This is a genomic window from Candidatus Streptomyces philanthi (assembly GCF_059553635.1).
Map to the genome: position 1 here is coordinate 1 of NZ_JCANQV010000179.1, position 12,166 is coordinate 12,166.

Genomic DNA, 12,166 nt, shown 5'->3' on the forward strand with positions numbered 1-12,166 from the left:
CGTCCGGGACGTTCCGTTCCGATCTGGCCGGGGGTCTGGCCGCCGTGTGGCGTGTGCCCGCGCTGCGGGCGATCACCGCCGCGACCTGTCTGGCGTTCGTCGGTGCCGGGGCCCTGCCGGCCGTCACCGTGCTGCTCGCCGGGAGCCGGGGCCAGGCGGGCACGGAGGGCTTCGCGATGGCGGCCTTCGGGGCCGGCGCGCTCGCCGGTTCCCTGGCCGTGGCCCGGTGGCGGCGCCCGGTGCCGTCGCGGCGTCTCGCCCTGTACGGGCTGGCGGGGACGGGTCTGGCGCTGGCGGCCGCCGCCGCGGTGCCGTCCCCGGCCGGGTTCCTGACGCTGTTCGCGCTGGCCGGGTTCTGCGACGGTCCGCTGCTGACCGCGACGCTCCGCATCCGGGCCGATCATGCCCCGCCCCGCGTCCGCACCCAGGTCTTCACCGTGGGCGCGGGTCTGAAGATCACCGCGGCGGCCTGCGGCGCGGCCCTCACCGGCGTCGCCGCGCACCTCCCCGCGCCCGTCCTCCTGCTGGCCGTCGCCGCCACCCAGCTGGCCGCCGCCGCGCTGTACGCGGCGCTCACCACCGGCACGCGGCGCGAGGTCGGCGCCCGACCGGAAAGCGAAGAGGTGGGAGACCCCCGAAGGGGCCTCCCACCTCAGCGGGACTCCTCAGACCTCAGCGGACCTGGGTGATCCCCGGGTCAGCTGCAACCGCTGGTCGAACCGCAGCCCTCGCACAGGTAGCAGCTGCCGGCGCGCTGCATCTTGGTGCCGCAGGAGAAGCACAGCGGGGCGTCGGCGTTGATGCCCAGCTGCATCTCGACGAGCTCGGCGTTGGTGTGCGCCTGCTTCGGGACGGGGGTCTCCTCGGCGGCCTTCGGCGCCGGAACGGGCTTCGGGGCCTCGATCTGGCGCGGCGCGGACTGGGCCAGTCCCTCCACGTCGACCTCGTCCTCGACGGGCTCGTACGAACCGGTCTCCAGGTGGCGCTGGCGCTCCTCGACGGAGTGGATGCCGAGGGCGGAGCGGGTCTCGAAGGGCAGGAAGTCCAGCGCCAGGCGGCGGAAGATGTAGTCGACGATCGACTGCGCCATCCGCACGTCCGGGTCGTCGGTCATACCGGCCGGCTCGAAGCGCATGTTGGTGAACTTCGAGACGTAGGTCTCCAGCGGCACGCCGTACTGGAGGCCGACCGAGACCGCGATGGAGAAGGCGTCCATCATGCCCGCGAGGGTCGAGCCCTGCTTGGACATCTTCAGGAAGACCTCGCCCAGACCGTCGTCCGGGTAGGAATTGGCGGTCATGTAGCCCTCGGCGCCGCCGACCGTGAAGGAGGTGGTGATGCCGGGGCGGCCCTTGGGCAGACGGCGGCGGACCGGGCGGTACTCGACGACCTTCTGGGTCTCGGCGGGGGCCTCGGCCTTCTTCTCCTCCTCCTTCTTCTTGGCGGAGAGCGGCTGGCCGACCTTGCAGTTGTCGCGGTAGATCGCCAGCGCCTTCAGGCCGAGCTTCCAGCCCTGGAAGTAGACGTCCTCGATCTCCTCGACGGTGGCCGACTCCGGCACGTTGACCGTCTTGGAGATGGCGCCGGACAGGAAGGGCTGCGCGGCGGCCATCATGCGGACGTGACCCATCGGGGAGATGGAGCGCTCGCCCATGGCGCAGTCGAAGACCTCGTAGTGCTCGGTCTTCAGGCCGGGGGCGTCGATCACATTGCCGTGCTCGGCGATGTGGTCGACGATCGCCTCGATCTGCTCGGGCTGGTAGCCGAGCCGCTTGAGCGCCTTGGGGACCGTGTTGTTCACGATCTGCATGGAGCCGCCGCCGACCAGCTTCTTGAACTTGACCAGCGCCAGGTCCGGCTCGACGCCCGTGGTGTCGCAGTCCATCATCAGGCCGATGGTGCCGGTCGGGGCCAGCACCGACGCCTGGGCGTTGCGGAACCCGTTCTTCTCGCCGAGGCGGAGCACGTCCTGCCACGCCTCGGTGGCCGCGGCCCACACCGGGGTGTCGAGGTCGTCCATGCGCACCGCGGCACCGTTGGCGTCGCTGTGCTGCTTCATGACGCGCTTGTGGGCGTCGGCGTTGCGGGCGTAGCCGTCGTACGGGCCGACGACCGCGGCCAGCTCGGCGGAGCGCTTGTAGGAGGTGCCGGTCATCAGGGAGGTGATGGCACCGGCGAGGGCGCGGCCGCCGTCGGAGTCGTAGGCGTGGCCGGTGGCCATCAGCAGGGCGCCGAGGTTGGCGTAGCCGATGCCCAGCTGGCGGAAGGCGCGGGTGGTCTCACCGATCTTCTCGGTGGGGAAGTCCGCGAAGCAGATGGAGATGTCCATCGCGGTGATGACCAGCTCGACGACCTTGGCGAAACGCTCGGCGTCGAACGACTGGTTGCCCTGGTCGTCGTCGCGGAGGAACTTCATCAGGTTGAGAGAGGCGAGGTTGCACGAGGAGTTGTCCAGGTGCATGTACTCGCTGCACGGGTTGGACGCGGTGATCCGGCCCGACTCCGGCGAGGTGTGCCAGTGGTTGATGGTGTCGTCGTACTGGATGCCGGGGTCGGCGCAGGCCCAGGCGGCCTCGGCCATCTTGCGGAAGAGGCCCTTGGCCTCGACCTCCTCGATGACCTCGCCGGTCAGCCGGCCGCGCAGCCCGAACTTCCCGCCGGCCTCGACGGCCCGCATGAACTCGTCGTTGACGCGGACGGAGTTGTTGGCGTTCTGGTACTGGACGGACGTGATGTCGTCGCCGCCCAGGTCCATGTCGAAGCCCGCGTCGCGCAGCGCGCGGATCTTCTCCTCCTCCTTGACCTTGGTCTCGATGAACGCCTCGACGTCCGGGTGGTCGACGTCGAGGACGACCATCTTGGCCGCGCGGCGGGTGGCGCCGCCCGACTTGATCGTTCCGGCCGACGCGTCGGCGCCGCGCATGAAGGAGACCGGGCCGGAGGCGTTGCCGCCGGAGGAGAGGAGCTCCTTGGAGGAGCGGATGCGGGAGAGGTTCAGGCCGGCGCCGGAGCCGCCCTTGAAGATCATCCCCTCTTCCTTGTACCAGTCGAGGATCGACTCCATGGAGTCGTCGACGGACAGGATGAAGCAGGCGCTGACCTGCTGCGGCTGCGCCGTGCCGACGTTGAACCACACCGGGGAGTTGAAGCTGAAGACCTGGTGGAGCAGGGCGTACGCCAGTTCGTGCTCAAAGATCTCGGCGTCCGCCGGGGAGGCGAAGTAGCCGTTGTCCTCGCCGCCCTTGCGGTACGTCTTGACGACCCGGTCGATCAGCTGCTTCAGGCTCGACTCACGGGACGGCGAGCCCACCGCGCCGCGGAAGTACTTGCTGGTGACGATGTTGACCGCGTTCACCGACCAGAAGTCGGGGAACTCGACGCCACGCTGCTCGAAGTTGACCGAGCCGTCGCGCCAGTTGGTCATGACGACGTCACGGCGTGCCCACTCCACCTCGTCGTACGGATGCACGCCGGGGGTGGTGTGGATGCGCTCGATGCGCAGGCCCTTGTTCGCCTTGCTGCCCTTGGCGCGGGAGCCGCGTGTCGGGCCGCTCGTCGTCTCTGTCATTCCGCCTCCCTGATACGGGCGAAAACGCCCATGTGTGCGCACTTCTTCCCGTGGCACGGTGTATGTCTGTCCGGACCGGGACGCCCTGCACGGCCCCGGCCGGCTCTCGGATGCGCGCCGAACTCAGTCGGCGGCGGTGGCGGGCACAGGAACGGGCGCGGCGCCGCCGCTCGCACCGTCCTTCCCGCAGCCCTGCTCGGGCGGTCCCTGCTCGCGCTGCTCCCGCAGCTCGGCGATGGCCGCCTCGAAGTCCTCAAGTGAATCGAACGCCCGGTACACGGACGCGAACCGCAGGTACGCGACGAGGTCGAGTTCCCGCAGGGGGCCCAGTATGGCGAGCCCGACGTCGTGGGTGGACAGCTCGGCGCTGCCGGTGGCGCGCACCGCCTCCTCGACCCGCTGGCCGAGCTTGGCGAGGGCGTCCTCGGTGACCGGGCGGCCCTGGCACGCCTTGCGCACCCCCGCGATGACCTTGTTGCGGCTGAACGGCTCGGTGACCCCGCACCGCTTGATCACCATCAGCGATGCCGTCTCGATGGTCGTGAAACGGCGGGAGCAGTCGGGGCACTGGCGGCGCCTGCGGATCGAGGTGCCGTCGTCGGTGGTGCGACTGTCGACCACTCGGCTGTCCGGGTGCCTGCAGAAGGGGCAGTGCACGGCTCCACCCTCCTCACCCTCGGAACGGACGCACCCGGGTCGTCCCGGGGTACGGCGAGATCGTCTCCGGGCGGTCCCTGTGGTCCGTTCGGAGCAGCCACCAGCATAGGCGATCCCCGACCCACGCCGGACCAGGCACCACAACTTGTAGGTGGTTGACGCCATCCAAGCACTAGATGTGGTGTCCGGGCGCTCATGAGCGCCTACCGCGTGTCGCGGCGGCGGCACCTCTCGGAGGCGCTCACGAGGGTACGGGACGCGGCCGGCCGGACGCGGCGCCGGGCCGCGGATGACAGAATCCGCGACGGCGTACGGGCGCCCCCGCGGGCCGCTCCGGACGGCCCGTACGGGGTCCGGCGCGTACGGGCGCGGAGGCCCGGGAGACGGATGTCACAGCGGGTGCCGCGGCGGGAAGTGGCCGGAAATTCCGGACAGGAGGACCGGAAGGGGAAACGCGGGCGAAAGCGTACCGTACGCTACCGAATTGCCGTTCGGGGTTATCCCTATACACCCTGTTGCATGACCAGGTCAGGCAATCATCGATTTTTCACTCGAACGTGTGTTTGGCGCAACCTTTCGAAAGCAACTACCGTTGGCTAGCTAGGGAGAACATTCCGAGAGGGGCCGACGTGACCACCACCGCAGACAGCGCGACCATCACCGCACCAAGCCACTCCCAGAGCCGGTTCGAGCGTCCTCAAACGACGCGGAACACACCGATGGACGACGCCACGTTGGCCTCCGAGGAGCAGAAGCCCGCCCGCGCCCTGCCGGGCCGTCCACCCGGTATCCGGGCCGACAGCTCGGGGCTCACCGACCGGCAGCGCCGGGTGATCGAGGTGATCCGGGACTCCGTGCAGCGCCGCGGCTACCCGCCGTCCATGCGGGAGATCGGCCAGGCGGTGGGGCTCTCCAGCACCTCGTCCGTCGCCCACCAGCTGATGGCGCTGGAGCGCAAGGGCTTCCTCCGCCGCGACCCGCACCGCCCCCGCGCCTACGAGGTCCGCGCCTCCGACCAGCCCGCCACCACGACCACGGAGACCGCGGGCAAGCCCGCCGCCTCCTACGTCCCGCTCGTCGGCCGGATCGCCGCCGGCGGACCGATCCTCGCCGAGGAATCGGTCGAGGACGTCTTCCCGCTCCCCCGGCAGCTCGTCGGCGACGGTGAACTCTTCGTCCTCAAGGTCGTCGGCGACTCCATGATCGAGGCCGCGATCTGCGACGGCGACTGGGTCACCGTCCGCCGCCAGCCGGTCGCCGAGAACGGCGACATCGTCGCCGCGATGCTGGACGGCGAGGCGACCGTCAAGCGGTTCAAGCGCGAGGACGGGCATGTGTGGCTGCTGCCGCACAATGCCGCCTACCAGCCGATCCCCGGCGACGAAGCCACCATCCTGGGCAAGGTGGTGGCCGTACTGCGGCGGGTCTGACCGCCCTCACATCCGAGCCCCGGGACCACTGCGCCGGTTCCGGGGCTCTCCCGTGCCCGCACCCCGCTCGAGGGCGGGGCCGTAACGCCCCGCCGGCCCGCGCCCCGTCACTTCTCCCCGGCCTTCGCCGCCGCGTCGATGGCGGCCAGTGACCGCCGCACCTGGTTGCGGTCGGTGGTGTACCAGAAGCCGGGCATCGAGGCACGGAGGAACGAGCCGTAGCGGGCGCGCTCCACCCTCGGGTCCAGGACCGCGACCACACCACGGTCGCCGGAGGCCCGCACCAGACGGCCCGCGCCCTGGGCCATCAGCAGCGCGGCATGGGTCGCCGCCACCGCCATGAAGCCGTTGCCCCCGGCGTCCTCCACCGCCTTCTGCCGGGCGCTCATCAGCGGATCGTCCGGACGCGGGAACGGCACCCGGTCCATCACCACCAGCTGGCAGTTCGGCCCGGGCACGTCCACGCCCTGCCACAGCGAGAGCGTCCCGAACAGGCAGGTACGGGCGTCCGCGGCGAACGCCCGGATCAGCTCGCCCAGCGTCTCCTCCCCCTGGAGCAGCACCGGCACGTCCAGACGCTCCCGCATCGCCTCGGCCGCGGCCTGGGCGCCCCGCATCGAGGAGAACAGCCCGAGCGTCCGGCCGCCCGCCGCCTCGATCAGCTCCGCCAGCTCGTCCAGCATGTCGCCGCGGCTGCCCTCCCGGCCGGGCGGCGACAGATGCCGGGCGACGTAGAGGATGCCCTGCTTCGCGTAGTCGAACGGCGAGCCGACGTCCAGGCCCTTCCAGACCGGCAGGTCCTCCCCCCGCGTGCCCTCCGGCGGCAGGCCCAGCGAGGCGCCGACGCCGTTGAAGTCACCGCCGAGCTTGAGGGTGGCCGAGGTCAGCACCACCGAGCGGTCCGCGAACAGCTTCTCGCGCAGCAGCCCGGAGACCGACAGCGGAGCGACCCGCAGGGACGCCCCGAAGCGGTCGTGGCGCTCGTACCAGACCACGTCGTACTCGGAGCCGGCCGCGATCCGCTCGGCGACGGCGTGGACGTTCTCCACCGAGGCCAGGGCCTGCTTGCGGACGGCGTCCTCGTCCTGCACGGACCGGTCGCGGGTGGTGCCGAGCGCGGTGATCACCCCGCGGGCGGCGTCCCGCAGCGCCGCCAGGCACACGCCCAGGTCCTCGGGGATCTTCTCCAGCCGGCCGGGCAGGGCCAGCTCCATCAGCCGCTCGAAGGTCTCGGCGGCGGTCAGCAGCCGGTCGGCGGCCTTCTCGTCGACGAGCTTGGCGGCGCGGCGGACCGCGCGGTTGACCTGGCCCGGCGTGAGTTCGCCGGTGGCCGCGCCGGTGACCCGGGAGACCAGCTCATGGGCCTCGTCGATGATCAGCACCTCGTGCTGCGGCAGCACCGGGGCGCCCTCGATCGCGTCGATCGCCAGCAGCGCGTGGTTGGTGACGACGACCTCGGCGAGCTTGGCGCGCTCCCGCGCCGCCTCCGCGAAGCACTCCGCGCCGTAGGGGCACTTGGAGGCGCCCAGGCACTCCCGGGAGGAGACCGACACCTGGGCCCAGGCGCGGTCCGAGACGCCCGGGGTGAGGGCGTCGCGGTCGCCGGTCTCCGTCTCGTCCGCCCAGTCCCGCAGCCGCAGCAGGTCCTTGCCGAGCTTGCTGGTGGGGGTGGCCTGCTCGAACACGTCGAAGAGGCCGTCCTCCTCGTCCTGCGGCGCGCCCTCGTGCAGACGGTGCAGGCACAGGTAGTTGGAGCGGCCCTTGAGCATGGCGAACTCGGGCCGCCGGCGCAGCAGCGGACGCAGCGCCTCGACCGTACGCGGAAGGTCGCGTTCGACGAGCTGGCGCTGGAGCGCGAGGGTGGCCGTCGCCACCACCACGCGCTCGCCGTGCGCCAGCGCCGGCACGAGGTAGCCGAGGGACTTTCCGGTGCCGGTACCGGCCTGCACCAGCAGATGGGAGCCGTCGTCCACGGCCTCGGCGACGGCCTCGGCCATCGCCACCTGGCCGGGGCGCTCGGTGCCGCCGACGGCCGAGACGGCGGCGTGCAGCAGATCGGGGAGGGAGGGCTTCGTCATAGCGTGGCCAGCCTACGCGTGACCACTGACAACCGGAGGGCTCACGGCCCGGCCAGGGGGTTGGCAACACTCCCGTGCACCGTGGCGTGCGGGCGTTCGGCGCGGTCGCGGTAGCCGTCGGTGTGCAGACGGTTGCGGTTCAGGCACAGCCGGTCGATGCGGGGGGTGCCGAGGTCGAAGAGCGCGTGGCGCTCGGCGAGGCCGGGGAAGCGGCGGTGGTGGCGGGCGATCTCCGCCCGGACGAGTGACCAGAACTCCCCCTCCGGGACGTCCAGTTGCTCCTCGCACAACGGGGCGAGGTAGCGGAACACCCCGATGAACAGGCCGGAGTGGAGGAACTGGGTGAGGAAGCCGGGGGGTTCGGTGAGCAGCACGGCCCGTACCTCGTCCGGCATGTCCGCGTGTTCGGGCAGCGGCCGGTCGCAGGTGTTGACGTCGTCGACGAAGTCCTTGACCGCCAGGCGGACGGGGACGTCACGGTCGTCGAAGACCACGATGGCGTTCTCGCCGTGCGGGGAGAAGACCGTGCCGTAACGGTAGAGGAAGTGCAGCAGGGGCGGCAGCAGGGCGGCGAAGAGGCGGGCGAGCCAGTCGCGGGGGGCGAGGCCGGAGCGGTGGACCAGTTCGGCGGTCAGGGCGCGGCCGTGCGGGTCGGTCTGGAGGAGGGAGGCGAGGGTGCGGGCGCGTTCCCCGGGGTCGAGGTGGCGGGTGACGGGTTCGCGCCAGATGCAGCCGAGGAGTTCGCGGTACTGGTAGGGGACGCCGGGCAGCCGGTCGTAGAGGGGGTGCTCGACGGTGACCGAGGCGGTCTCGCCGAGGAGGATCACCCGGGTCTCGTCGCGCAGGTACGGGTCGGCGTCGCGCAGGCCCTGGACCCAGGTGGTGACGGCGGGGGCGGCGAGGGTGCGTTCGGTGGGCAGGCCGCGCCAGACCAGGGTGTTGAGGATGGACAGCGGGAGTTTGACCGTCCGGGCGGTGGGCCTGCCGACGTTGAGGAAGGTGCGGATCGACTGCTGCGGGAGGCGCGGGTCGCCGTCGGTGGGCAGGGCGATCAGTGACCGGTCGGCGAGCTGGGGGGCGAAGAGGGGCGCGATGGTCTCGTCCCACTGCCAGGGGTGTACGGGCAGGTAGAGGTAGTCGGCCACATCGCGTCCCGCGTCGGTGACGGTGCGGGCGAAGGCGGCGCGGACGGCGGGGGTGAGTTCGTCGTCGTAGAGCCGGTCGGGGGTGGCGAGGGCGGTGGTGCCGCGGTAGGTGGCGAGGTCGCGGTGGGCGGCGAGCCAGGGCAGCCGGTGCGGGGTGCGGGCCTCCGGTGCCCAGCGGGCCGCGTCGGAGGCGGAGAAGCCGAGGCGGCCCTTGTTGGCGACGAGCCAGGGGTGGCCGGTCTGGTGTCCTTCGAGGTCGGCGTAGTCCAGGTCGGCGAGGTCAGCGGCGCTCGGGGCGGTGGCGTCCAGCCGGGTGTCGGCGGCGAGGGTGGCGGTCAGTTCGCGCAGCAGATGGCCGGTGGTGTCGCCGGACATGCCCAGGAGGGTGTCGTGGGCCCGGGCGAGGAAGCGGAGGGCGTCGCCGTCGGGGGTGACCGAGCGGGGGTCGACGCGCCAGTGGCCGTAGGCGCCGCGGCGGGCGTGGAAGCGGTAGACGAGGCCGTCGGTGACGGGCAGGCGGTAGCGGGGGGTGCCGTCGGGGCCGGTGCCGTCGGGCTCGGGGGTGAGGATCTCCTCGTACGCGAATTCGGCGAGGATCTTGGCGAGAAGGCGGCGGGAGGCGTGCTGCCAGGCGGTGGCGTGCGGGAGGCGGGGTTCGGGCGACAAGGCGGGACTCTCCTCGCGGCGGGGCGGACCGGTGGCGGGGACGGCCCCCGGTCGGCGCCGGACGGGTGGGGACGGGGAACGGGCCGGGGGCCGCGGGCGGCCCCGGGGTCAGAGCAGGTGGCGGTGGGCGCGGTCGCGGACCATCAGGGCCGCGCGTTTGCCGGGCAGGTCGAGTTCGTCGTCGTAGCGGAATCCGGCGCCCAGGAACGCCGCGACGGAGGGGGTGTTGCGCACGTCGGGTTCGGCGAGGACCCGTGCGCAGCGCGGCCGGTGGTCGAGGACGAGGTCGGCGGTGGCGCGCAGCAGGGTGGTACCCAGGCCCCGGCCGCGGTCGCGGGCGCCGCCGAGCAGCAGGTGGACGCCGGTGTCGTGGGGGCGGGCCGGGTAGTGGCGGGCGAGCGGGTCGAGGTCGGCGCGGTAGATCTCCCAGTAGCTCATCGGGACGCCGTCGAGGACGCCGAGGCAGGGGACGCTGCGTCCGTCGCCGTCGAGCTGTGCGCGCAGATGGGCCGCGGTGGTCTCCGGGGGGCCGGCCAGTTCCCAGAACGCGGCGACCGCCGGATCGTTCATCCAGGCGGTGACCAGGGGAAGGTCCCGTTCGAGGCGGACCGGGACGAGGGCGAAGGGCCCGGCCCCGGTGGCGGCCGGGCCCCAGGAGGCGAGGTCGTCGAGGAGGGGTCCGGCGGCCGGTGTGCCGGTCCCGGGGCCGGACGGCCGGGTGTCGTCGGGGTCCGGGGCGGGGGCGGTGGCTGGCACGGCGGCGCTCTCCTCTCGGGGCCCCGGGGGCGCAAGGTCGCGCCCTCGGGGCGGTGGGTGTCCTACGGGACCAGAGGGTTGGTCAGGGTGACGTAGACGGACTGAGTCTCGACGGGTCCGACGAGTTCGTCCAGGCCGTGCAGCCGGGTGGCGAGGTTGGCCTTGCAGCGCAACGTGCGGGTGGACAGCAGTCGTTCGGGCAGCGGCGAGCGGTGCTCCCGTGGCGCGGCGGCGGCCTCGCCGAGGAAGCGCCGGAACGCGGCGAGCAGGATCTCCTCCCGGACCAGGCCCTGGGAGCCGAAGGCGCCGATGAGGCCGAGGACGTTGTTGATGGCGAGGTAGTAGGCGAACCGTTCGTCGGTGACGTCGTCGGCGACGAAGGTGTCGCTGTCGGCGCCGATGCCGGGCAGCCGGCGTTCGAGGTCGGCGCGCCGGGACTCGCGGTAGTAGTAGCCCTGGTTGTCGCGGTAGCGGCCGCCGACGGGCCAGCCGTCCTTGTCGAGCAGGACGAGGGTGTTCTGCTGGTGGGCCTCCAGGGCGACGCCGGCGGTGCCGTCGAGCCAGAGGACGGGTCGCACCACGGTTTCGAGGTAGCGCAGGAACCACTCGGTGGCGACGGGGCCGGTGCCCCGGCCGGTGCGGTCGCCGAGCGCGGTGACGAGGTCGGCGAGCCGGGAGCGCAGTGCGGGGTGGTCGGGCCAGGGTCGGGGCGAGAGGAGTCCGGCGAGGCAGACGGCGTCGTCGTCGGGGGTGAAGGGGTTGTGGCGGACGACGGCGTCCAGGCCCTGGACGGGGGCGCCGTCGAGGCCGTCGACGGCGAGGTAGGCGGGGTCGCGGACGATGTCGAAGCCGGGGTGGGCGGCCTGCCACTGGTCGGACAGGCCGGTGCGCAGCAGCCGGTGGACCTCGACGCCGCGCCGCAGTTCCTTGCGGAGGTTCTCGCGGCGGGAGTTGGTGATGCGCAGCCCGAGGGAGAGCTTGAGCATCGCGTCGGCGTCCGGGCGGTGGACGGTGCGCACGGAGGAGGTGGGGTACCACAGGGGGCCGGCGGGGCCGAGGTCGTGGAGGAGTCCGGCGTCGAGGAGAAGGGCGGCGTCGGGGCGGGTGGCCAGGTCGCGGGCCTGCCAGGGGTGCAGGGGCAGGGGGACGGTGTCCTCGGGGAGGCGGAGGCCGCCGCCGGTGAGGCGGAGCGCCAGCTGGGGGGCGGTGACGGCCCTGCCGCGTTCGGTCCAGGCGGAGTCGGCGGCGAGGACGGAGCGGTGGACGGCCATCCAGTGGAGGGGGAAGGCGCCGCGGAGTTCGGGCGAGTAGCGGCGGGTCTCGGCCTCGGTGAGGCCCTCGCGGCTCTTGGGGGTGGGGTGCAGGGGGTGGCCGAGGAGCAGGGACTGCTCGCCGTCCAGGAACAGCGAGGGCTGGTCGGCGGCCGGGCGGTCGCGGCGGTCGGCGAGGAGGACGGCGGTGGTGCGGACGGATTCGGCGACCCGTCCGACGAGTTCGGCGCCGTCGCCCTCGTAGCGCCCGCCGCCCGGCGCCGCGGCGTGGGCGGCCTCCCGGCGCAGCAGGGCGGCGAGGGTGACGGCGTCCAGGGGCGCGGCGTCGTCGGGGGCGCCGTCGAGCGCGGGGGCGCCCAGGCGGTGCCAGCCGGTGGGTGACCAGTAGCGGACGGGGACGTGAAGGGCGGTGGCGCTGGCGGGCAGGTCGATGCGGAGGTGGTCGCCGGGCGGGCGGGGGACGTCGTTCTCGCGGAGCCAGCAGCGCAGCAGGTTCTCGGTGCCCGCGGCGTCGGCGGCGGCGGCCGGATCGGGGTGGTCGAGGGGGTCGGGACGAGGACCGTGTCGGGACGCTGATGTGGAACAGTGACTCTGT

General features: G+C 72.7%; 8 protein-coding genes. 2 read left to right on the plus strand and 6 right to left on the minus strand.

Annotated features, from left to right (window positions below):
- Nucleotides 1-689, plus strand: a 689-nt coding sequence (locus AC51EU_RS20025; RefSeq protein ID WP_496268380.1) for an MFS transporter, incomplete at its 5' end; no start/stop codon positions are given.
- An 8-nt stretch (nucleotides 690-697) separates the two neighbouring features.
- Here AC51EU_RS20025 and AC51EU_RS20030 read toward each other — a convergent pair.
- On the minus strand, nucleotides 698-3,568 hold the full coding sequence (locus tag AC51EU_RS20030; protein WP_496268381.1) for a vitamin B12-dependent ribonucleotide reductase: 2,871 nt from the start codon (nucleotides 3,566-3,568) through the stop codon (nucleotides 698-700).
- Between the two features lie 123 nt (nucleotides 3,569-3,691).
- The gene (nrdR, locus tag AC51EU_RS20035; RefSeq protein ID WP_496268382.1) at nucleotides 3,692-4,225 is read right to left on the minus strand and encodes a transcriptional regulator NrdR; all 534 of its coding nucleotides are present in this window, start codon (nucleotides 4,223-4,225) and stop codon (nucleotides 3,692-3,694) included.
- 629 nt (nucleotides 4,226-4,854) lie between these two features.
- Here nrdR and lexA point away from each other — a divergent pair.
- Nucleotides 4,855-5,655: a transcriptional repressor LexA gene (lexA, locus tag AC51EU_RS20040; protein WP_496268383.1), complete on the plus strand. Its 801-nt coding sequence runs from the start codon at nucleotides 4,855-4,857 to the stop codon at nucleotides 5,653-5,655.
- 107 nt (nucleotides 5,656-5,762) lie between these two features.
- Here the strand turns inward: lexA and AC51EU_RS20045 are convergent, their stop codons facing one another.
- The 4 genes from AC51EU_RS20045 to AC51EU_RS20060 all read right to left on the minus strand — a co-directional run.
- A complete protein-coding gene (locus AC51EU_RS20045; protein WP_496268384.1) occupies nucleotides 5,763-7,733 on the minus strand; it encodes an ATP-dependent DNA helicase in 1,971 nt (656 codons plus the stop codon).
- Between the two features lie 41 nt (nucleotides 7,734-7,774).
- Nucleotides 7,775-9,544 (minus strand): IucA/IucC family protein, encoded by a 1,770-nt coding sequence (locus AC51EU_RS20050; RefSeq protein ID WP_496268385.1) that lies wholly within the window; start codon nucleotides 9,542-9,544, stop codon nucleotides 7,775-7,777.
- Nucleotides 9,545-9,652: 108 nt separating this feature from the next.
- Complete coding sequence (locus AC51EU_RS20055; protein ID WP_496268386.1) at nucleotides 9,653-10,300, minus strand: GNAT family N-acetyltransferase; 648 nt, start codon at nucleotides 10,298-10,300, stop codon at nucleotides 9,653-9,655.
- Between the two features lie 62 nt (nucleotides 10,301-10,362).
- A partial coding sequence (locus tag AC51EU_RS20060) for an IucA/IucC family protein (protein WP_496268387.1) occupies nucleotides 10,363-12,166 on the minus strand: 1,804 nt, incomplete at its 5' end.